This window comes from Pseudomonas sp. SA195 (assembly GCF_054131565.1).
In genome coordinates, this window is sequence record NZ_CP096392.1 from 128,385 (window position 1) to 148,831 (window position 20,447).

Sequence of the window (20,447 nt, forward strand, 5' to 3'; positions counted from 1 at the left end):
GCGATGAGTGCAGTGATCGACGATCATGGTCATGCCGGGCATGACCACCACCATGGCCCGGCCAAGGGGATCTCCCGCTGGCTGCTGACCACCAACCACAAAGACATCGGCTCGATGTACCTGTGGTTCAGCTTCTGCGCCTTTCTGCTGGGCGGTTCGATGGCGATGGTGATTCGCGCCGAGCTGTTTCAGCCGGGCCTGCAGATCGTGCAGCCCGAGTTCTTCAATCAGATGACCACCATGCACGGCCTGATCATGGTCTTCGGCGCGGTGATGCCCGCCTTCGTCGGCCTCGCCAACTGGATGATCCCGCTGATGATCGGCGCACCGGACATGGCGCTGCCGCGGATGAACAACTTCAGCTTCTGGCTGCTGCCCGCCGCGTTCGGATTGCTGGTGTCGACCCTGTTCATGGAGGGTGGCGGGCCGAACTTCGGCTGGACGTTCTACGCGCCGCTATCGACGACCTATGCACCGGAGTCGGTGACCTTCTTCATCTTCGCCATCCACCTGATGGGCATCAGCTCGATCATGGGCGCGATCAATGTGGTTGCCACGGTGCTCAACCTGCGCGCGCCGGGCATGACATTGATGAAAATGCCCCTGTTCGTCTGGACCTGGCTGATCACTGCCTTCCTGCTCATCGCGGTGATGCCGGTACTGGCTGGCGTGGTGACGATGATGCTGATGGACATCCACTTCGGCACCAGCTTCTTCAGCGCCGCGGGCGGCGGCGACCCGGTGTTGTTCCAGCATGTGTTCTGGTTCTTCGGGCACCCAGAGGTGTACATCATGATCCTGCCAGCGTTTGGCGCGGTCAGCTCGATCATCCCGGCGTTCTCCCGCAAGCCGCTGTTCGGCTACACCTCCATGGTCTACGCCACCGGTGCCATCGCCTTTCTCTCGTTCATCGTCTGGTCGCACCACATGTTCACCGTCGGCATCCCGCTGACCGGGGAGCTGTTCTTCATGTACGCGACCATGCTGATCGCGGTGCCCACCGGGGTGAAGGTGTTCAACTGGGTGTCGACCATGTGGCGCGGCTCGCTGACCTTCGAGGCGCCGATGCTCTTTGCGGTGGCCTTCGTGATTCTCTTCACCATCGGCGGTTTTTCCGGGCTGATGCTGGCCATCGCGCCGGCTGATTTCCAGTACCACGACACCTACTTCGTGGTGGCGCATTTCCATTACGTGCTGGTGCCCGGCGCGATCTTCGGCATCTTTGCCTCGGCCTACTACTGGCTGCCCAAGTGGACCGGGCACATGTATGACGAAACCCTGGCCAAGCTGCATTTCTGGATGAGTTTCGTCGGCATGAACCTCGCGTTCTTTCCGATGCACTTCGTCGGGCTCGCTGGGATGCCGCGACGGATCCCGGACTACAACATGATGTTCGCCAACTTCAACATGGTCTCTAGCATCGGGGCGTTCATGTTCGGGGCGACGCAGTTGCTGTTCTTGTTCATCGTCATCAAGTGCATTCGCGGCGGTCCGGCGGCGGCGGCCAAGCCCTGGGACGGTGCCGAGGGGCTGGAGTGGAGTGTGCCGTCGCCTGCGCCGTATCACACCTTCAGCGTGCCGCCGAGCGTGGAAGAACTGCACGAGCACCGGACGGGCCCGAAGCATGACTAATCTGCCCACCTCGGAGCGTCGCCATGAACACTGAGCTGCCGTTGGGCCGCCTAGTACGTCGACTGTTGCTGGTGGTCGTGGCGATGTTCGCCTTCGGCTTTGCTCTGGTGCCCATTTACGACGTGATGTGCAAGGCGTTCGGCATCAACGGCAAGACGGCGGGCGCCTATGAAGGTGCTCAGACCGCAGACGAGGCGCGCGAGGTGCGGGTGCAGTTCCTGGCCACCAACGCGTCGGGAATGGTTTGGGAATTCAAGCCCGTCGCCGACCAGCTCAGCGTCCACCCGGGCTCCAGCCGGGAAATGCGCTTCGTCGCCTACAACCCGACCGACAAGCCGATGACCGCGCAGGCGGTGCCCAGCGTGTCGCCGTCCAAGGCGGCGGCGTATTTCCACAAGACCGAATGCTTCTGCTTTACCCAGCAAGTACTGCAACCCGGTGAGCGCATCGAAATGCCAGTGCGCTTCATCGTTGATCGTGATCTGCCTGCGGATGTGCGTCACCTGACGCTCGCGTACACCCTGTTCGACATCACGTCTCGCCAGCCTCCCGTCGCCGTAGCCCAGGCGTCTTCGAAGCCGGCCAAGGAGAGTCTGCAATGAGCCAACAGACCACCACGCACGAGAACTACTACGTTCCCGCCCAAAGTAAATGGCCGATCGTGGGGACCATCGCCCTGCTGACGACGGTCTATGGCCTGGGCACCTGGTTCAACGACCTCAAGGCCGAGCGCGACGAGATCAGCGGCCCGGTCATTTTCTTCATCGGCGGGCTGCTGATCGCGTACATGATGTTCGGCTGGTTTGGCTCGGTGGTGCGCGAGGGTCGAGCCGGGCTCTATAGCGCGCAGATGGACCGCTCGTTCCGCTGGGGCATGAGCTGGTTCATCTTCTCTGAAGTGATGTTCTTTCTCGCCTTCTTCGGCACGCTTTTCTATATCCGCTACTGGGTCGGACCCTGGCTGGACGGTGACGGCGACAAGGGCGTGAGCGCCATGCTCTGGCCGAACTTCGAGTACAGCTGGCCACTGCTGAACAACCCCGATCCGCAGGTGTACCCGGCGCCGGAAGGCACGATCAGCCCGTGGGGCTTGCCGCTGATCAACACCATCCTTCTGGTCAGTTCCAGTTTCACCCTGACCTGGGCGCACCACGCCCTGCGCAAGGGCAATCGCAAGCAACTGAAACTGGGGCTGGGCATCACCGTACTGCTGGGCGTGATCTTCCTGCTGCTGCAGGCAGAGGAATACGTGCATGCCTACACCGAGCTTGGGCTGACGCTCGGCTCGGGCATTTACGGCGCAACCTTCTTCATGCTGACGGGTTTCCACGGTGCGCACGTCACCATGGGCGCAATCATCCTGACCGTCATGTTGGTGCGCAGCTTCCGCGGCCACTTTACGCCTGAGCAGCACTTCGGCTTCGAGGCAGCGGCCTGGTATTGGCACTTCGTGGACGTGGTCTGGATCGGCCTGTTCGTCTTTGTCTATGTGCTGTAGGGCGGGAGTAACCCGCCGATGCGCCGCCGGCCTCTCGCTAGAAGCGGCTGCGGCTTAACCGAAGCCTGGATGCAGCTGGCCGGAATAGAAGCCCCAGGCGATCAACGCAACCGTCAGGGCGGTGAGTGACACGCGGACGAAGAGGGCGGTAATCAGGCGCGAGCTGCGGCTTTCGTCCTTGACCAGAAAAAACAGACCACTGAACAGACTGACCAACGTGGCCACTAATAACAGAACAATCGCCGCCTTGAGCATGAGCGGGTCCGCCGTGACAGGGGAACTGGGGGAAGTGGGGGTGCAGTATAGCCAGCCTTATCGACGTGCCGGGGTGCGTGGCATGACCGGGTTCCGGCCCGGGCTCGTGCCGACGCTCGTGGTGCTTGTTTTGCTGCCGTTGCTGGTCTGGCTCGGAATTTGGCAGCTCGAGCGCGGCGAGCAGAAGCGCGAACTGCTGGCGCGGCAGGAAGCTCGTGAACAAGCGCCGCCGGTTGGCCCAGACCAGATCGAACGGCTCGCCGAGCCTGGCTACAGCCGTATCTACCTCCAGGGCACCTTCGACGCTGAACACAGCTTTCTGCTCGATAGCCGCACCCGCGATGGTCAGGTCGGGGTGGAGTTGATTCAACCCTTGCAGGACGAACCCAGTGGGCGCTGGGTGCTGGTCAATCGTGGCTGGATACCCTGGCCGGACCGGCGCGTGCCACCGCAATTCGATACACCGGACCAGCCGGTGAAGCTCGCCGCCTGGGTCTATGCACCACCCGGCAAACCCTTCGTGTTGAACAAGCGGCAGGCCGAGGGCTGGCCGAGGCTGATCAATCATGTGGACGTCGAGGCGCTGTGGCAAACGCTCGATCGCGACGGCGTCGCCTACGAGCTTCGGCTCCAGCCCGGCCCGGCCGCTTACCGTGCCGACTGGCCGGTAACCACCATGCAGCCTGCGCAGCATCTGGGCTACGCCGTGCAATGGTTCGCCCTGGCCGCCGCGCTGCTGGCGCTGTTTATTTACTTTGGCGTGCATCAGGCACGGGGGAGCAAGCAGTGAGCGCGATGAATCCCAGCTATCACCCCGTTCAGCCCTCGCGCCGCCGCGGGCGGCTGCAATTGCTGTTGATCTTTGCCGTAGTGATCGGGCCCATGTTGCTGGCCTCGGCCATGTATCGCTATGGCTTCTGGGTGCCGGAGACGCGCAACTACGACGGCGTGCTGATCGCCACGGGCGAAGGCCGCGAAGCGCTCGGCATCAGCCTGCCGGAGGGCAGCGAACCGCATTGGGAGTTGCTAGTGACCGCTCCGCAAGGCTGCGCTGACGCCTGTCAGGAATTGGTCTATCTGGCGCGGCAGATCAATATCGGCCTGGCTCGCGAAGCCGGGCGCGCCAGCCACGCGCTGGCCAGCGGCACACCGCTTGAGCCTGGCTACGAGGCGCGCCTGCATCGCGAATACCCGCAGCTCAAGCGCTACCCGCTGGACGCGGCGAGGTATGGCGCCAACCCCGCGCTGCCGACCGGTGCGCAGCTCTGGATTGTCGACCCACACGGCAATCTGGTGTTGCGCTACGACGAGCAGGCCAACGGCAAGGCGATCCTCGATGACCTCAAACACCTGCTGAAGATTTCCCAGATCGGTTGAGCCATACGCGCTGAAACCCTAAAGCACGCCCAAGGAGCACCTGATGGCCAAACCCGGATTCCGTCTAGCCGTATTCGCCACGCTGCTCGCCGTGGTGGTGGTGTTACTGGGTGCCTACACCCGGTTGACCCACGCCGGCCTCGGTTGCCCGGATTGGCCCGGTTGCTATGGGTTTCTCGCCGTGCCGATGAGTGAACAGGCGCAGACCTTGGCCGCGCAACGCTTCCCGGACGCACCGGTGGAAGTGCACAAGGGTTGGAACGAGATGGTCCATCGCTACTTCGCCGGCGCGCTGGGCCTGGTGATTCTCGCGCTCTCGGTAAGGGCGGTGCGCCAGCGAGACCTGCCGGGCCAACCACTGAAGTTGCCTCTGCTCCTGCTCGCCGTGGTGATCGCGCAGGCGGCGTTCGGGATGTGGACGGTCACTCTGCAGCTCTGGCCGCAGGTCGTCACGGCACACCTGTTGGGCGGTTTCACCACCCTCAGCCTGTTGTTCCTCCTGAGCCTGCGTCTGGCCGGAAGGCGGCCAGCGATCCCTCCCATTCCACGCCGCTTGAGAACCCTGGCGGTACTCGGCATGGCCGCGGTGATCGGTCAGGTCACGCTCGGTGGGTGGGTCAGCAGCAACTACGCGGCAGTCGCCTGTACTGATTTTCCGACCTGCCACGGCGAGTGGTGGCCAACGATGGACTTCGCCAATGCGTTCAATCTCGCGCATCACGACATTGGCCCCAATTACCTCGGCGGATTGCTCTATGGCGAGGCGCGTACCGCTATTCATGTAACGCACCGGCTCGGTGCGCTGGTCGTCATGCTCGTGTTGCTCGGGCTTGCCTGGCAACTCTGGCGCCACGGCCTTTCGCGCCTGGCTGGGCTGCTCGTAGCGGCGCTCGCGCTGCAGGTCGGCCTGGGCATCAGCAATGTCCTACTGAATCTTCCGCTTGCCGTTGCGGTCGCACACAACGGGGGAGGCGCGTTGCTGCTGCTGGTAACGGTGCTGATCAATCACCGCCTGAGCCTCGGGGCCAGGGCCGTAGCGCCTGAACCTCGGGCGCACCTCGATTCGAACACGACGGGTAGGCTCGACCTGCCACGCGCTTGACCAGAAGGAGAAACCCCATGGCGACTCTACTCAGCGAACGCGGCGCCCAAGCGACGTGGCGGGATTACCTTGAACTGACCAAACCGAAGGTGGTGCTGCTGATGCTCATCACCTCGCTGGTGGGCATGTTTCTCGCGACACGTGCCGGCGTGCCCTGGACCGTGCTGCTATTTGGCAACCTGGGCATCGCCCTGTGTGCCGGCGGTGCGGCGGCCGTCAATCATGTCGTGGATCGACGCATCGATTCGGTCATGGCCCGTACCCACCGCCGTCCGTTGGCCGAGGGGCGAGTCTCGCCAGCCGCCGCCTTGCTTTTCGCCCTGGCTCTCGCTGTGGCGGGCATGGCGCTCCTGCTGACCTTCACCAACGCGCTGGCTGCCTGGCTGACGCTCGCTTCGCTGGTCGGCTACGCGGTGATCTATACCGGCTTTCTCAAGCGCGCCACGCCTCAGAACATTGTCATCGGCGGCCTCGCTGGCGCTGCCCCGCCGCTGCTGGGCTGGGTCGCGGTAACAGGGCACGTGACAGCCGAACCGCTGCTGCTGGTGCTGATCATTTTCGCCTGGACCCCACCTCACTTCTGGGCGCTGGCCATTCACCGCAAGGACGAATACGCCAAGGTCAACGTACCGATGCTGCCCGTGACCCATGGCGAGCACTACACCAAGGTGCACATCCTGCTCTACACCGCCATGCTGCTGGCGGTGAGCGTCATGCCGTTTGCCATCCACATGAGTGGTGTGCTGTACCTGGCCGCAGCCGTACTGTTGGGCGCCCGCTTCCTGTTCTGGACGGTCGTGCTCTATCGCGACAGCCGCCCACATGCCGCGATCAAGACATTCAAGTTCAGCATCTGGTACCTCTTCGCGCTGTTCATCGCTTTGCTGGTTGATCATTATTTGCCGCTGACCTTCTAACCGGCCAAGGACGTTCATGACGCGCATCCACAAAACCGTTTTCATCCTCGTGGCGCTGGTTGCGCTGGTCATTGGCCTGACGGCTTATCGTGTTCTCAACACCGGACAGCAGGTCGACACCGCCGCTCAGCTCGACGCCGGCATCGTCATGCTGCCCCAAGGGCGCGACATACCGGACGTGACACTGACGAATCAGGACGGCGAACCCGTCTCCACGGCTGAGCTCGAGGGGCAATGGAACCTATTGTTCTTCGGCTATACCTTCTGCCCGGATATTTGCCCGGCCACGCTCGCTGAATTGCGTCACCTGCGCGGCAAGCTGCCTGACGAGGTGAAGCAGCGTCTCCAGCCGATACTGGTCAGCGTCGACCCCGAGCGTGATACGCCGGAACAGCTCAAGCAGTACCTGGACTATTTCGGCGCTGGATTCATCGGCCTCACCGGTCCGCTCGAGGATATCCAGACGCTCGCCAACGCGGCCGGCGTGCCGTTCATTCCCGCGGATACCTCCAAGGAAAACTACACGGTCGACCACGGCGGCAACCTCGCACTGATCGGCCCGGACGGTCGCCTGCGCGGTTTCATCCGCGCGCCGCTGCGTACCGACAAGCTGGCCGAGCAGTTGCCCGTCTTGATCGGGCAAGAAGGCTGAGCGTCTCGACTGCTGGCGGCCGAGCAGGCCTGGCAGCCACACGTCGGCCTTCGCCTATCGCGCCGCGGCTGCCTGCCAAGCTGGCGGCGTTGTGCGCAGCCTTTTATCCTCACGCGCAAGCCCTTACCGAAACGTCCCGATGACCCGCGTCTTGCCCCCGCGCCTGCTGTTCGCGCTGCTGGCGGTCCTGCTAGTGCTCTCGATCTGGTTGTCCCTCGCCCTCGGACCGGTGAGCCTGGCGCTGGGTGACACCTGGCGCGCCGCGCTCAGCCTGTCCGGGCTAAGCGAGCCCAATCCGCGGCTGGCGCAGGCAGAACTTATCCTGGGCCAGATTCGCTTGCCCCGCACGCTGCTCGGCCTCGCCGTGGGTGCGGTGCTGGCGCTGACCGGCGTAGCCATGCAGGGACTGTTTCGCAACCCGCTCGCCGACCCAGGGCTTATTGGCGTCTCCAGCGGCGCCGCTCTCGGTGCTGCGGTCGCGATCGTCTGCGGCGCCCTGCTCGGTGGCCTGCCGGCAAGCCTTGAGCCTTATCTGCTGTCAGGTAGCGCCTTTGCCGGCGGGCTGGTTGTGACCGCGACGGTCTACCGGCTAGGCCGCCGAGACGGCCAGACCAGCGTCGCCACCATGCTGCTGGCCGGCATCGCCCTGACCGCATTGGCGGGCGCTGGCATCGGCCTGTTCACTTATCTCGCCGATGACGCGACCCTGCGCACCCTGACCTTCTGGAATCTTGGCAGCCTCAACGGGGCCAGCTACGTGCGGCTCTGGCCGTTGTTGCTGATCACCGTGGCCGTGGCGGCCTGGTTGCCTCGCCGAGCGCAGGCCCTCAATGCATTGCTTCTCGGGGAGTCGGAAGCGCGCCACCTGGGCTTTCAGGTGGAGCGGCTCAAGGGTGAGCTGGTGTTTCTAACGGCGCTTGGCGTCGGCGCTGCAGTCGCAGCGGCAGGGTTGATTGGCTTTATCGGGCTGGTGGTACCGCACCTGATTCGCCTGCTCAGCGGGCCGGATCACTGCGTCCTTCTACCAGCCTCCGCGCTCGCCGGTGCCAGCCTGTTGCTATTGGCCGACCTGCTGGCGCGCCTGCTGCTGGCGCCGGCGGAACTGCCGATCGGCATCGTCACGGCGCTGCTTGGCGCGCCGTTCTTCCTGTTCCTGCTGGTGCGGGAGCGCCGCTGATGCTCATTGCCCACGCTCTATCGGTCAGCCGCGGAACGCGCCCGGTCCTGCAAAACGTCGATCTACAGGTCGGTGCAGGCGAGGTGCTGGGTGTGCTTGGTCCGAACGGTGCGGGGAAGAGCACGTTGCTCGGCGCGCTCTGCGGAGAATTGCCTGCGAGCGCTGGTCAGGTCCTGCTTGCAGGCCGGCCGCTTGCCCAGTGGCCGTCGCGCGAGCGAGCACAGCGGCTTGCCGTGCTGCCGCAGCAGTCCAGCCTGAGCTTTGGCTTTTATGTCGAAGACGTGGTCGGCATGGGCCGGTTGCCGCATGCTGAAGGCCGCGCCGCGGACCGGCGCATCGCGGGCGAGGCCCTCGCTGCGGCCGACGCAGGCCATCTGGCAGGCCGTAATTACCTGTCGCTCTCCGGCGGCGAGCGCCAGCGCGTACATCTGGCGCGGGTGCTGGCACAGCTCTGGCCGGGAGCGGAAGGGCGAGTGCTGTTGCTCGATGAGCCTACTGCGGCGCTCGACCCGCTCCATCAGCACAGCACGCTGCAAGCGGTACGCGGCTTTGCCGAGCGCGGCGCGGCGGTGCTGGTGATCCTGCATGACCTCAACCTGGCGGCACGTTATTGCGATCGGCTCGTGCTGCTGCACCAGGGCCGGGCGCACATCAAGGGCGCCGTGGAAGAGGTGATCAGGCCCGAGCCGCTGCGTGAGGTGTTCGGGCTCGATGTGCTGGTGCAGCGCCATCCCGAGCGTGGCCATCCGCTGGTGGTGGTGCGCTAAAAAAAACGGGCCCTGAAAGGGCCCGTTCTTACTGCAAAGGGTGAGCGGTGACGCTCGGTGTGCCGGTAATCAGAACGCCGGAACGACTGCGCCCTTGTACTTCTCGTTGATGAACTGCTTCACCTCTTCGCTGTGCAGCGCTTCGACAAGCTTCTGCATGGCGGCGCTGTCCTTGTTGTCCGGGCGGGCAACGAGGATGTTCACGTAAGGCGAGTCGCTGCCCTCGATGTACAGGGCGTCTTCGGTGGGGTTCAGCTTGGCTTCCAGCGCGTAGTTGGTGTTGATCAGCGCCAGGTCGACCTGTGTCAGCACACGCGGCAGGGTCGCCGCTTCCAGTTCGCGGATCTTGATCTTCTTCGGGTTCTCGGCGATGTCCTTGACGGTGGCAGTGATGCCGGCGCCGTCCTTCAGGGTGATCACGCCGGCCTTTTGCAACAGCAGCAGCGCACGGCCGCCGTTGGTGGCGTCGTTGGGGATGACCACGGTGGCGCCGTTGGGCAGCTCATCCAGCGACTTCAGCTTGCTCGAGTAGGCGCCGAAGGGCTCGATGTGCACGCCCGCGACGCTGACCAGCTCGGTGCCCTTGCCCTTGTTGAACTCATCCAGGTACGGCTGGTGCTGGAAGAAGTTGGCGTCCAGACGCTTCTCGGCGACTTGGATGTTCGGCTGAACGTAGTCGGTGAAGACCTTCACCTTGAGATCAACGCCCTGCTCGGCGAGCTGGGGTTTGACGAATTCGAGAATTTCCGCGTGCGGTACGGCGGTCGCGGCGACGTTCAGTTCGTCGGCAGCCTGGGCGGAGAAGGCCGCGGCAGCGGCGAAGGCGGCAAGCAGTTTTTTCATGAAGGGCTCCTTGTGGGTTCCTGTAGCGATGCCGGTTAGGCAGTTATTTTCTGGAGAAATGCGTTACCAGCTTGTCACCGACGCTCTGCAGCACCTGAACGAGCACTAGCAGAAGCACCACGGTAACCACCATGACGTCCGTCTGGAAGCGCTGGTAGCCGAAGCGGATGGCCAGGTCGCCCAGTCCGCCTGCGCCCACGACGCCGGCCATGGCGGTGTAGGAGACGAGCGTGATGGCGGTGACGGTCACCGCGGCGATGATGCCCGGTCGTGCTTCGGGCAACAGTGCGTTGAAGATGATCTGCCGGGTGGTCGCGCCCATGGCCTGGGTCGCTTCGATGATGCCGCGGTCGACCTCGCGCAGGGCGGTTTCTACCAGCCGCGCGAAGAACGGCGCCGCACCCACCACCAGCGGCGGAATGGCACCGGCGACGCCCAGCGAGGTGCCGGTAATCAGCACCGTGAAGGGAATCATCACGATCAAGAGGATGATGAACGGCAGCGAACGCAGCACGTTTACCGCAAAGGACAGGAAGGCATACAGGGGGCCGTTCTCGAACAGCTGGCGCGGGCCGGTGAGGAACAACAGCACGCCCAGCGGCAGCCCGAGGATGATCGTGAACAACAGCGAGCCACCGAGCATCAGCAGGGTGTCCAGCGTTGCCAGCCAGATTTCGTACCAGTCGACATTTCCCAGCAAGGAGCTGAACAAGGCGTCCATCAGCGCAATACCTCCACGTGCACGTCCGCTGCATTCAGTTGGGCCAGTGCCGCGGCCATATCGCCCCCCACCAGGGCCAGGGTCAGCTGGCCGTAGGGCGTGTCTTTTATGCGGTCGATGCGACCCGAGAGAATGCTGAAATCGACACCTGTCTCGCGCGCGACCGTGCCCAGCAGCGGTTTATAGGTTGCCTCGCCCTGGAAGGTCAGACGCAGGATGCGGCCGGGCACATGGGAAAAGTCGTCGCGCTGGGCGTTCTCATCGACTGCCTCGTCTTCCAGTACGAAGCGCTGAGTAGTCGAGTGTCTGGGGTGCAGGAACACGTCGGTCACGGGCCCCTGTTCGACGATCTCGCCACTATCCATCACCGCAACGCGGTCACAGACGCGTCGGATGACGTCCATTTCATGGGTAATCAGCACGATGGTCAGCTTCAGCTCGGCGTTGATCTCGGCCAGCAACTGAAGTACCGATGCCGTCGTTTGCGGGTCTAGTGCGCTGGTGGCTTCGTCGCAGAGCAGGATGTCCGGTTCGGTGGCCAAGGCACGGGCAATGCCTACGCGCTGCTTCTGCCCGCCCGAAAGTTGCGCGGGGTATTTTCGCGCCTGGTCCTTCAGGCCGACGCGCTCGAGCAGGGCTGCGACTCGGCGATCGATCTCACCGCGCGAGTGATTGCCGGCCAGGCGCAGGGGCATGGCGACATTGTCGGCAACGGTTTTGGACATCAGCAGGTTGAAATGCTGGAAGATCATTCCGACGCGCTGGCGGAAGCGCCTCAGGCCATCGGCGTCCAGCGCGGTGACATCCTCGCCATTGACCAGGATGCGACCGCCGGACGGCTCCTCGAGACGGTTGATCAGCCGCAGCAGGGTACTTTTGCCCGCGCCGGAATGGCCGATCAGGCCAAATACTTCGCCGGCACCGATACTCAGCGCGGTCGGTTTGAGCGCAGGCACTTCGCGGCCGCCGGCCACCCGGTAGGTTTTGTGGACTTGCTGGAATTCGATCACGGGCGAACCTTGTGGGTACGGTCGTAGATGCCGGGATGATTGGCGAAAGGCGAGCATTCTACGCGTTTAGGCCCGCCTGGCGTAGCGATCACGCCCCGATTGATGTTGGGCATCGAGGCGATAGACGACGCGAATCGTCGCAGCAGGCAACCTCTTGGCGCCGTGCGTGGTCACTAAAACGGCATGCCGTGAATCGATCAGCTCTCAGGCCACGCTAGAACGGCCCGGTCATTTCGCGGTTCGGCTCACCTGCCCAACCGAGGCCCAAGATGACGGACAAGACGCTCAAGAACAGTGAACTCGCCGGTACCGACACCGTCGACCGCAAGAACCACAACACGAAGCTCGACCAGCTCGACACCTTTCGCTCCGACGCCACGGGCGAAGCCCTGAGCACCAACCAGGGCGTGAAGATCGCCGACAATCAAAACACCCTCAAGGCTGGAGGCCGTGGCCCCTCGCTGCTCGAAGACTTCATCATGCGCGAGAAGCTCACTCACTTCGACCACGAGCGCATCCCCGAGCGTATCGTCCATGCCCGCGGCGCGGCGGCGCATGGCGTGTTCGTCAGCTACGACGACCACAGCGCGCTGACCAAGGCGTCGTTTCTTTCGGCGAAGGGCAAGGAGACGCCCGTCTTCGTGCGCTTTTCCACGGTGCAGGGCTCTCGCGGCTCGGCCGATACCGTGCGCGACGTGCGCGGCTTCGCCACCAAGTTCTACACCGACGAGGGTAACTTCGACCTGGTCGGCAACAACATGCCGGTGTTCTTCATTCAGGACGCCATCAAATTTCCGGACTTCGTCCACGCCGTCAAACCCGAGCCGCACAACGAGATTCCCCAGGGCCAGTCGGCCCACGACAACTTCTGGGATTTCGTCTCGCTGACGCCCGAGTCGGCGCACATGGTGCTGTGGACCATGTCCGACCGCGCCATCCCGCGCAGCTACCGGGCGATGGAAGGTTTCGGCGTGCACACCTTCCGCCTGATCAATGCCGAAGGCGTGAGCCGTTTCGTCAAATTCCACTGGAAGCCGGTCGCAGGCGCTTTCTCGCTGGTCTGGGACGAGACGTTGAAGCTGGCCGGCAAGGACCCGGATTTCAACCGTCGTGACATGTGGGAATCCATCGAGATGGGCGACTATTTCGAGTGGGAGCTGGGCGTACAGGTGGTCGAGGAAGCCGATGAGCACAAGTTCGACTTCGATCTGCTCGACCCGACCAAAATCATCCCCGAAGAGCTGGTGCCGGTGCAGAAACTCGGCAAGATGACGCTCAATCGCAACCCGGACAACTTCTTTGCTGAGACCGAGCAGGCCGCATTCCATATCGGCCATATCGTGCCGGGCATCGATTTCACCAACGACCCGCTGCTGCAGGGCCGGCTGTTCTCCTACACCGACACGCAGCTATTGCGTCTTGGCGGACCGAATTTTCACGAGATCCCGATCAACCGCCCGGTCGCACCGGTGCACAACAACCAGCGCGATGCGTTCCATCGGCAGACCGTCAATCGCGGGCGCGCGAATTACGAACCCAATTCCATCGACAACGGCTGGCCCAAGGAGACCCCGCCCGCAGCCCAGGGTGGCGGTTTCGAAAGTTACCCAGAGCGCGTCGAGGGCCACAAGATCCGTAATCGCAGTGAATCCTTTGGCGATCACTTCTCTCAGGCCACGCTGTTCTGGAACAGCATGAGCGCGCCGGAGAAGGAACACATCATCGGTGCCTATAGCTTCGAGCTGGGCAAGGTCGAGCGGGTGTTCATCCGCGAGCGGCAGGTCAACGAGATCCTTGCCAATATCGATCTGGAGCTGGCCCGGCGTGTCGCCGAGAACATCGGCGTTACCCCGCCCACCGCACCAACGGCGAGCCCTCGTCAGCCGAACCCTGCTTCGTCGCCGGCCCTGAGCCTGCTCAACCACCTGTCCGGCAATATCAAGTCGCGCAAGGTGGCGATCCTCGTGGCCAACGGCGTGGACGGCGCGATGATCGATGCCTTCAAGAAGAAACTCGCCGATGAAGGCGCACTGGCCAAACTGATCGGCCCGTCGCCCGCCCCGGTGAAAACCGCTGACGGCAAGCTGCTTATGCCCGATGCAGCAATGGACGGCATGCCCTCGATCGCTTTCGACGCGGTGTTCGTGCCCGGTGGCGCTCAGAGCGTGCAGGCCATGCTCGGCTCCGGCGTGGCCAAGCACTACTTGCTCGAGGCCTACAAGCACCTCAAGCCGATCGCGGTTCTAGGCGATGCTCGGCAGCTGCTCACCGCGCTTAACCTGCCGGAAGATACCGGGCTGGTCGCTGGCGATGCGGGCGATCTGAGCACCGTCTTCAGTGCCTTCGCCAAGGCGCTGGCACAACATCGGGTTTGGGCGCGCGAGGCAGTGGCAGCTCAGGTCCCGGCGTAGCGCTCGGTGTAGCCGCAGCGTGCTGGCGGGCGGTCGGCCTGTGGGTTCGTTCAGGTCCCGGCCGATTCGCCAGCACTCGGGCTATGGGACTGAATCCGCTGGTGACCTGATCCCTTTTTCGTGGGTAGCAGGGGGCTGGCGAAGCGATCAACCGCTAGGCTGCTTTCGTCAACGCGCTGCCAGTTCCCGCCAATGCAAATAGCAGCGCAGATCGAATTCGGTCTGCGCATAACCCGGCATCATGTGCTCGCACAGCTTGTAGAAGGCGCGGTTGTGGTCGCTTTCTCTCAAGTGCGCCAATTCGTGTACCACGATCATCTGCAGAAAATCGGCGGGCGCCTCGCGAAACAGCGCGGCGACGCGGATCTCCTTTTTTGCCTTCAACTTGCCGCCCTGTACGCGCGAGACGGCGGTATGCAGGCCCAGCGCGCGGTGAGTCAAATCCAGGCGGTTGTCATAGCGCACCTTGTCTATAGGCGGGGCGCTCCGGAGGTAGTCCTGTTTGAGCTGCTGTACGTAGCCGTAGAGCGCCTTGTCGCTCTGCACCTGATGGCGCCCCGGGTAGCGTCGCTCCAGGTAGTCACCCAGCCGCTGTGACTCGATCAACTCACGCACCTGGGCCAGCAGCGGCTCGGGATAGCCGCGCAGGTACTTCAGGTCGGTCACGTGCGCTTCGGCCAGGCAAAACTGAGTAGAAAGAGCGCGGCGGCGCTGACCACGATGGACGGCCCAGCCGGGGTGTCTTCGTACCAGGACAATGACAGCCCCAGGCACACCGCCACGATGCCCAGCACGCTCGCGCCCAATGCCATCTGCTCCGGTGTGCGAGCGTGACGCTGCGCTGCAGCGGCAGGGATGATCAGCAGCGAGGTGATCAGCAGCACGCCGACGATCTTCATCGCCACGGCGATCACCATGGCGATCAGCAGCATCAGCGCCAGGCGGATGGCTGTTACCGGCAACCCTTCGACGCGAGCCAGTTCTTCATGCACCGTGACCGCCAGCAATGAGCGCCACAGCGGAATCAAGGCCAACAACACCAGGGCGCAACCGCCGATGATCCAACCAAGGTCGGTGAGGCTGACCGCGAGCAGGTCGCCGAACAGGTAGCCCATCAGGTCGATGCGCACGTCCTGCATGAAGCTCAGCGATACCAGCCCGAGTGACAGGCTACTGTGCGCGAGGATGCCGAGCAGCGTATCGGAGGCCAACGGCTGGCGTTGCTGCAGCGTGACCAGCAGCACCGCGAGCAGCACGCAGCAGACCGTGACGGCAAGCGTCAGGTTGACGTCGAGCATCAACCCCAGCGCCACACCGAGCAGCGCCGAGTGGGAAAGGGTGTCGCCGAAGTACGCCATCCGCCGCCAGACGACGAATGAGCCGAGCGGACCGGCCACCAGCGCCAGCGCGAGGCCGGCCAGCAGGGCGTTAAGCAGGAAATCGGGCATTGCGCGGGCTATCCGTGTTTACAGTCGGGGCCGTGGACGTGGGGTTTACCGGTGACCACGCTGCCATGCAGGTCATGGCTGTGGTCGTGCTGGTGGTGGTAGACCGCCAGGCTGCGTGCATCTTGACCAAAGAGTTCGACGAAGGCCGGATCGGTACTGACCTGTTCCGGGTGACCGGAGCAACAGACATGCCGGTTCAGGCAAACCACCTGATCGGTCGCGCTCATCACCAGATGCAGATCGTGCGAGACCATCAGCACGCCGCAGCCATAGCGCTCTCGCAGCCGACCGATCAGCCGGTACAGGTCGGCCTGGCCAGCGACGTCGACGCCTTGAACCGGCTCGTCCAGCACCAACAGCTCAGGTTGGCGCAGCAGGGCACGAGCCAGCAGGACCCGTTGCATCTCGCCGCCCGAGACCGATTGCAGCGGGCTATCGATGACATGTTCGGCGCCCACTTCACTCAGCGCAGACAGCGCACCCGCACGATCCACGCCCGGAACCAGGCGCAGAAAACGCAGCACCGACAGCGGCAAGGTGGCGTCTACATGCAGCTTCTGAGGCATGTAGCCCACGCGCAGCTTGGGTTTACGCCAGACCTTGCCGCGGTCCGGCTTGATCAGCCCGAGCACCGCGCGCACCAGGGTCGTTTTGCCGGCGCCGTTGGGGCCGATCAGCGTGACGATCTCGCTCCGATTGACCTGCAGCTGAGCTCCTTCGAGCACCGCCTGGTTGGCGAAGCGCACATGGATGTCATCCAGGCGGATCAGCGCATCGCTCATGCCGCATCCCGGCAATGGCCGCAGAGACCGACCACTTCGACCGTTTGGCCTTCCACTGTGAAGCCCACGCTTTGCGCAGCCTGGTCGATGGATTCGCTGATGGCTGGCTGCTCGAGTTCGATCGCCGTATGGCAGTTGCGGCAGATCAGGAACTGCCCCTGATGCGGGTGCGCCGGGTGATTGCAGCCGATGAAGGCATTGAGCGATGCGATGCGATGCACCAGCCCGTTTTCAAGCAAGAAATCCAGTGCCCGGTACACCGTGGGCGGCGCGGCGCGGCGGCCGTCCTGTGCGCTTAGCTCGGCAAGGATGTCATAGGCGCCGAGCGGCTTGTGGCTCTGCCATACCAGCTCCAGCACGCGCTTGCGCAACGCAGTCAGGCGAACACCGGCGCGTTGACAGAGGTGGTCGGCTTCGGCCAGCGCATGGCTCACGCAATGGTCGTGATCATGAGGCGTACAGGCCAGGGGGGACTTAGGCATGGGCGGAGACGATGTGGCTGAGAGACGTTATTATGTTACCCATTCAGTTCGTACGAGTGTTGCCCGTGTTCCGTCTTTTTTCGCTTCCCCTGGTCCTCTCCGCCTTGTTGCTCACCACCGTTCCGGCCCATGCCGATGTGCAATTGGTAACGAGCATCAAACCCCTGCAACTCATTGCTGCCGCGGTTCAGGATGGCGCCGGCACGCCCGCTGTGCTGCTGCCGCCAGGCGCTTCGCCCCATCATTACGCGATGCGTCCATCCGACGTACGGCAAGTGCGCAGCGCCGATCTTCTCTACTGGATCGGCCCGGATATGGAAGGCTTCCTGTCACCCGTGTTGGAAGGCCGCAAGGGGCCGACCATTGCGGTACAGGCGCTCCCTGGCATGAGCTTGCGCCATTTCGGCGAGGCGCATGCGCACGATGAGCAGGGCGATGATGGCCATGCGGCACATGACGAGCATGACGAGCACGACCATGACCATGAAACGTCGGCCGTCGAGGCCCACGAGCATGATCATGATCACCGTCCCGGCAGCCTCGATGCCCATCTCTGGCTGCTGCCGGCCAACGCGCGGGTGATCGCCGAGGACATGGCCCGCCAGCTCGCCGAGGTCGATCCGGCCAACGCCGAGCGCTACGCCGCCAACCTGGCCACCTTCCGCCAGCAGCTGGACGCCCTCGATGCGCGGTTGCAGGAACGTCTGGGCAAGGTGCGTTCCAAGCCGTATTTCGTTTTCCACGAAGCCTATGACTACTTCGAAGCAGCCTACGGACTTCGGCATGCCGGCGTCTTTAGCGCAGGCGGTGAAGCCCAGCCCGGCGCCCGCCACGTTGCAGCCATGCGTGAGCGCCTGGAACAGGCCGGCCCGAGTTGCGTGTTCTACGAGCCGCCGGTACGCCCTCGGCTGGCCGACAGTCTGGTTCGCGGCCTGCCGGTCAAAGTAGCGGAGTTGGACGCCCTCGGTTACGAGATTGCCCCGAACGCGCAGGGTTATGAGCGTTTGATCGACACTCTTGGCAGCTCGCTGGCCGGGTGCCTCGAGTCGCTCTAAGGGCCAGCCTGCCGACGCCGTCCGGCGGCCAGTGGGTCATCCGTCGGTCGACTTGATGCACGTCATAGTGCCGCTGGCGCTGCTGACTATTCTTCGTGCTTTGGATTTCATCGACACGAGGATGCGTAGCGCATGGCGAAGACGGACGGGCCCACCGCGGCAGAAACCAGAACCACCCCCGACGTCGCCCTGCAGGCGGCTTCCGAAGATATCTGGGCGCAGAAGTACCGCCTGACCCGCAAGGACGGCAGCGCGGTCGACGACAGCGTCGATGCCACCTGGCAGCGCGTTGCCCGGGCGCTGGCCGATGTCGAGCCGGCCGAGCAGCGCGAGCATTGGCACGAACGTTTTCTCTGGGCGCTGCGCAACGGCGCCATCCCCGCCGGGCGGATCATTTCGAATGCCGGCGCGCAGGACTACAAGCCCGCCACCTCGACCATCAATTGCACCGTGTCCGGCACCATCGAAGACTCGATGGATGACATTCTCGGCAAGGTTCACGAGGCCGGGCTGACACTCAAGGCCGGGTGCGGCATCGGCTACGAATTCAGCACCCTGCGCCCGCGTGGCTCCTTCGTCTCCGGTGCCGGTGCGCACACCAGCGGCCCGCTGTCGTTCATGGATATCTTCGACAAGATGTGCTTCACCGTGAGCTCGGCCGGTGGCCGCCGTGGCGCGCAGATGGGCACTTTCGACGTCTGCCACCCGGACGTGCGCGAATTCATCCGCGCCAAGCGCGAGGATGGTCGCCTGCGCCAGTTCAACCTCAGCCTGCTCATCACCGACGAATTCATGCAGGCCGTGGAAGCCGACCAGGACTGGCCATTGATCTTCCCGCTGCACCTCAAGGAAAAGGCCGATCTCGATCTTGACGACCCGGACCAGGTGCTCTGGCGCGAGTGGCCGAGCCATGGCGGCTACATCGTTCGCGAGGACGGCCTGGTGGCCTGCAAAATCTACGGGCGGGTCAAGGCGCGTCACCTGTGGGACATGATCATGGTGTCCACCTACGACTACGCCGAGCCGGGCTTCATCCTCATTGACCGCGTCAACCAACTGAACAACAACTGGTGGTGCGAGGCGATCCGCGCCACCAATCCCTGCGGCGAGCAGCCGTTGCCGCCCTACGGGTCTTGCCTGCTGGGCTCGATCAACCTGACCCGTTTCGTCATCGACCCGTTCGGCACCGATGCGCGCTTCGATTGGGACAAGTATCGCGAGGTGGTGCGCGTCTTTACCCGCATGCTGGACAACGTGGTCGAGGTCAACGGCCTACCGCTGGCGCAACAGCGGCACGAGATCGAAACCAAGCGGCGTCATGGCATGGGCTTCCTCGGCCTGGGTTCGGCGCTGACGCTACTAAAGCTGCGGTACGGCAGCCCGGAGGCCTGCGTGTTCACCGAAGAAGTCGCGCGCGAGATGGCGCTGGTTGGCTGGGAAGAGGCGTTGGCGCTGTCGAAGGAGAAGGGCCCGGCACCGTTGCTGACCGAGACATTCGAGATCACCGCCGAGATGCTTCGCAAGCGTCCGGAGATGGCTAAGGATGGCTACAAGGTTGGCGACAAAATACCCGGCCGCGTCCTTCATGCACGTTACTCGCGCTACATGCAAAAGGTTGCCGAGTTCGCGCCGGATCTTGTTGACGCCTTGGCCGAGCAGGGCGCGCGCTTCACTCACCACAGCTCAATCGCGCCCACCGGCACCATCAGCTTGAGTCTGGCCAACAACGCCTCCAACGGCATCGAGCCGAGCTTCGCTCACCAGTACTCGCGCAACCTCATCCGCCCGGGTCGCAAGGCCAAGGAAAAAATCGAGGTGTTCAGCTACGAGCTGCTGGCTTACCGCACGATGATCAACCCCAACGCCACGCCGGGTGGCACCGAGCCGGGGCAGGAACTGCCGGACTACTTCGTGACCGCTGACGACATCACGCCGACTCAGCACGTCGATATCCAGGCCGCCGCACAGAAGTGGGTCGATTCGTCCATCTCCAAGACCGCCAACGTACCGACCGACTATCCCTTCGAGGCATTCAAGGACATCTACCGCTACGCCTGGCATCAGGGCCTCAAGGGCTGTACCACGTTCCGCTTCAACCCGGCGGCCTTTCAGGGCGTGCTGGTCAAGGAAGCCGACCTGGAAAAGACCAAGTACCGTTTCGTGCTCGAGGACGGCAGTGTGGTCGAGCTCAGGGGCAACGAGGAAGTGGAGTACGACGGCGAGGTAAACACCGCCGCCAACCTGTTCGATGCCTTGAAAGAAGGCTACTACGGCAAGTATTGAGCCCGACCTGAAGCCGGGCGGCTGGTGCCGTCCGG

General features: G+C 63.6%; 21 protein-coding genes. 13 read left to right on the top strand and 8 right to left on the bottom strand.

Annotation, left to right across the window (positions count from 1 at the left end):
* The first annotated feature begins 3 nt into the window (after nt 1-3).
* The 3 genes from ctaD to M1D78_RS00600 are packed head-to-tail and all read left to right on the top strand — an operon-like array spanning nt 4 to nt 3,130.
* Nucleotides 4-1,632 (top strand): cytochrome c oxidase subunit I, encoded by a 1,629-nt coding sequence (gene ctaD / locus M1D78_RS00590; RefSeq protein ID WP_437422483.1) that lies wholly within the window; start codon nt 4-6, stop codon nt 1,630-1,632.
* 23 nt (nt 1,633-1,655) lie between these two features.
* Nucleotides 1,656-2,234: a cytochrome c oxidase assembly protein gene (locus tag M1D78_RS00595; RefSeq protein ID WP_437422482.1), complete on the top strand. Its 579-nt coding sequence runs from the start codon at nt 1,656-1,658 to the stop codon at nt 2,232-2,234.
* On the top strand, nt 2,231-3,130 hold the full coding sequence (locus M1D78_RS00600; protein WP_437422481.1) for a cytochrome c oxidase subunit 3: 900 nt from the start codon (nt 2,231-2,233) through the stop codon (nt 3,128-3,130). The genes M1D78_RS00595 and M1D78_RS00600 overlap by 4 nt, the downstream gene beginning before the upstream one ends.
* A gap of 54 nt (nt 3,131-3,184) precedes the next feature.
* On the opposite strand, the gene M1D78_RS00605 is transcribed toward M1D78_RS00600, so the two are convergent.
* Nucleotides 3,185-3,385: a twin transmembrane helix small protein gene (locus M1D78_RS00605; RefSeq protein WP_437422480.1), complete on the bottom strand. Its 201-nt coding sequence runs from the start codon at nt 3,383-3,385 to the stop codon at nt 3,185-3,187.
* Between the two features lie 82 nt (nt 3,386-3,467).
* On the opposite strand from M1D78_RS00605, the gene M1D78_RS00610 reads away from it, so the two are divergent.
* From M1D78_RS00610 to M1D78_RS00640, 7 genes are all read left to right on the top strand, one after another.
* Nucleotides 3,468-4,175, top strand: coding sequence for an SURF1 family protein (locus M1D78_RS00610; protein WP_437422523.1), 708 nt, complete (start codon nt 3,468-3,470; stop codon nt 4,173-4,175).
* Between the two features lie 5 nt (nt 4,176-4,180).
* The gene (locus M1D78_RS00615) at nt 4,181-4,762 is read left to right on the top strand and encodes a hypothetical protein (protein WP_437422522.1); all 582 of its coding nucleotides are present in this window, start codon (nt 4,181-4,183) and stop codon (nt 4,760-4,762) included.
* 43 nt (nt 4,763-4,805) lie between these two features.
* Complete coding sequence (locus M1D78_RS00620) at nt 4,806-5,864, top strand: COX15/CtaA family protein (RefSeq protein ID WP_437422479.1); 1,059 nt, start codon at nt 4,806-4,808, stop codon at nt 5,862-5,864.
* 17 nt (nt 5,865-5,881) lie between these two features.
* On the top strand, nt 5,882-6,781 hold the full coding sequence (gene cyoE / locus M1D78_RS00625; protein WP_437422478.1) for a heme o synthase: 900 nt from the start codon (nt 5,882-5,884) through the stop codon (nt 6,779-6,781).
* A gap of 16 nt (nt 6,782-6,797) precedes the next feature.
* Nucleotides 6,798-7,433 (top strand): SCO family protein, encoded by a 636-nt coding sequence (locus M1D78_RS00630; RefSeq protein ID WP_437422477.1) that lies wholly within the window; start codon nt 6,798-6,800, stop codon nt 7,431-7,433.
* A gap of 193 nt (nt 7,434-7,626) precedes the next feature.
* Complete coding sequence (locus tag M1D78_RS00635) at nt 7,627-8,610, top strand: FecCD family ABC transporter permease (protein ID WP_457933565.1); 984 nt, start codon at nt 7,627-7,629, stop codon at nt 8,608-8,610.
* Entirely contained in the window at nt 8,610-9,377 is a 768-nt protein-coding gene (locus M1D78_RS00640; RefSeq protein ID WP_437422475.1) for a heme ABC transporter ATP-binding protein, read from the top strand. Before M1D78_RS00635 ends, M1D78_RS00640 begins: the two co-directional genes overlap by 1 nt.
* A gap of 69 nt (nt 9,378-9,446) precedes the next feature.
* Here M1D78_RS00640 and M1D78_RS00645 read toward each other — a convergent pair whose 3' ends face one another.
* Genes M1D78_RS00645 through M1D78_RS00655 form a run of 3 tightly spaced genes read right to left on the bottom strand, consistent with a single transcriptional unit; the run spans nt 9,447 to nt 11,951 of the window.
* The gene (locus M1D78_RS00645; RefSeq protein WP_437422474.1) at nt 9,447-10,220 is read right to left on the bottom strand and encodes a MetQ/NlpA family ABC transporter substrate-binding protein; all 774 of its coding nucleotides are present in this window, start codon (nt 10,218-10,220) and stop codon (nt 9,447-9,449) included.
* A gap of 43 nt (nt 10,221-10,263) precedes the next feature.
* Complete coding sequence (locus M1D78_RS00650; protein WP_437422473.1) at nt 10,264-10,941, bottom strand: methionine ABC transporter permease; 678 nt, start codon at nt 10,939-10,941, stop codon at nt 10,264-10,266.
* Nucleotides 10,941-11,951, bottom strand: a complete 1,011-nt coding sequence (locus M1D78_RS00655; protein WP_437422472.1) for a methionine ABC transporter ATP-binding protein — start codon at nt 11,949-11,951, stop codon at nt 10,941-10,943. Before M1D78_RS00655 ends, M1D78_RS00650 begins: the two co-directional genes overlap by 1 nt.
* Before the next feature lie 269 nt (nt 11,952-12,220).
* On the opposite strand from M1D78_RS00655, the gene katE reads away from it, so the two are divergent.
* A complete protein-coding gene (katE, locus tag M1D78_RS00660; protein ID WP_437422471.1) occupies nt 12,221-14,362 on the top strand; it encodes a catalase HPII in 2,142 nt (713 codons plus the stop codon).
* A 168-nt stretch (nt 14,363-14,530) separates the two neighbouring features.
* Here katE and M1D78_RS00665 read toward each other — a convergent pair whose 3' ends face one another.
* The 4 genes from M1D78_RS00665 to zur are packed head-to-tail and all read right to left on the bottom strand — an operon-like array spanning nt 14,531 to nt 17,074.
* Entirely contained in the window at nt 14,531-15,028 is a 498-nt protein-coding gene (locus M1D78_RS00665) for a YgjP-like metallopeptidase domain-containing protein (RefSeq protein ID WP_437422470.1), read from the bottom strand.
* On the bottom strand, nt 15,025-15,810 hold the full coding sequence (gene znuB / locus M1D78_RS00670) for a zinc ABC transporter permease subunit ZnuB (RefSeq protein WP_437422469.1): 786 nt from the start codon (nt 15,808-15,810) through the stop codon (nt 15,025-15,027). Before znuB ends, M1D78_RS00665 begins: the two co-directional genes overlap by 4 nt.
* A gap of 8 nt (nt 15,811-15,818) precedes the next feature.
* Nucleotides 15,819-16,592 carry a zinc ABC transporter ATP-binding protein ZnuC gene (gene znuC, locus M1D78_RS00675; RefSeq protein ID WP_437422468.1) on the bottom strand — a complete coding sequence of 258 codons (774 nt, stop codon included), beginning with the start codon at nt 16,590-16,592 and terminating at the stop codon, nt 15,819-15,821.
* Nucleotides 16,589-17,074, bottom strand: a complete 486-nt coding sequence (gene zur, locus M1D78_RS00680; protein WP_437422467.1) for a zinc uptake transcriptional repressor Zur — start codon at nt 17,072-17,074, stop codon at nt 16,589-16,591. Before zur ends, znuC begins: the two co-directional genes overlap by 4 nt.
* A 65-nt stretch (nt 17,075-17,139) precedes the next feature.
* Between zur and znuA the strand changes: the two genes are divergently transcribed.
* Together znuA and M1D78_RS00690 are read left to right on the top strand one after the other, a co-directional pair.
* Entirely contained in the window at nt 17,140-18,129 is a 990-nt protein-coding gene (gene znuA / locus M1D78_RS00685; RefSeq protein WP_437422466.1) for a zinc ABC transporter substrate-binding protein ZnuA, read from the top strand.
* A gap of 132 nt (nt 18,130-18,261) precedes the next feature.
* Nucleotides 18,262-20,412 (top strand): adenosylcobalamin-dependent ribonucleoside-diphosphate reductase, encoded by a 2,151-nt coding sequence (locus tag M1D78_RS00690; protein ID WP_437422465.1) that lies wholly within the window; start codon nt 18,262-18,264, stop codon nt 20,410-20,412.
* The last annotated feature ends 35 nt before the right edge of the window (nt 20,413-20,447 follow it).

Bases quoted from the DNA above. Each gene is read 5' to 3' on its own strand.
- znuC (WP_437422468.1), bottom strand. From the start codon at position 16,592: ATGAGCGATGCGCTGATCCGCCTGGATGACATCCATGTGCGCTTCGCC.
- M1D78_RS00690 (WP_437422465.1), top strand. From the start codon at position 18,262: ATGGCGAAGACGGACGGGCCCACCGCGGCAGAAACCAGAACCACCCCC.
- M1D78_RS00600 (WP_437422481.1), top strand. From the start codon at position 2,231: ATGAGCCAACAGACCACCACGCACGAGAACTACTACGTTCCCGCCCAA.
- M1D78_RS00595 (WP_437422482.1), top strand. From the start codon at position 1,656: ATGAACACTGAGCTGCCGTTGGGCCGCCTAGTACGTCGACTGTTGCTG.
- M1D78_RS00650 (WP_437422473.1), bottom strand. From the start codon at position 10,941: ATGGACGCCTTGTTCAGCTCCTTGCTGGGAAATGTCGACTGGTACGAA.
- znuB (WP_437422469.1), bottom strand. From the start codon at position 15,810: ATGCCCGATTTCCTGCTTAACGCCCTGCTGGCCGGCCTCGCGCTGGCG.
- M1D78_RS00640 (WP_437422475.1), top strand. From the start codon at position 8,610: ATGCTCATTGCCCACGCTCTATCGGTCAGCCGCGGAACGCGCCCGGTC.
- M1D78_RS00615 (WP_437422522.1), top strand. From the start codon at position 4,181: ATGAATCCCAGCTATCACCCCGTTCAGCCCTCGCGCCGCCGCGGGCGG.
- M1D78_RS00630 (WP_437422477.1), top strand. From the start codon at position 6,798: ATGACGCGCATCCACAAAACCGTTTTCATCCTCGTGGCGCTGGTTGCG.
- M1D78_RS00605 (WP_437422480.1), bottom strand. From the start codon at position 3,385: ATGCTCAAGGCGGCGATTGTTCTGTTATTAGTGGCCACGTTGGTCAGT.
- ctaD (WP_437422483.1), top strand. From the start codon at position 4: ATGAGTGCAGTGATCGACGATCATGGTCATGCCGGGCATGACCACCAC.
- cyoE (WP_437422478.1), top strand. From the start codon at position 5,882: ATGGCGACTCTACTCAGCGAACGCGGCGCCCAAGCGACGTGGCGGGAT.
- M1D78_RS00620 (WP_437422479.1), top strand. From the start codon at position 4,806: ATGGCCAAACCCGGATTCCGTCTAGCCGTATTCGCCACGCTGCTCGCC.
- M1D78_RS00610 (WP_437422523.1), top strand. From the start codon at position 3,468: ATGACCGGGTTCCGGCCCGGGCTCGTGCCGACGCTCGTGGTGCTTGTT.
- zur (WP_437422467.1), bottom strand. From the start codon at position 17,074: ATGCCTAAGTCCCCCCTGGCCTGTACGCCTCATGATCACGACCATTGC.
- M1D78_RS00645 (WP_437422474.1), bottom strand. From the start codon at position 10,220: ATGAAAAAACTGCTTGCCGCCTTCGCCGCTGCCGCGGCCTTCTCCGCC.
- katE (WP_437422471.1), top strand. From the start codon at position 12,221: ATGACGGACAAGACGCTCAAGAACAGTGAACTCGCCGGTACCGACACC.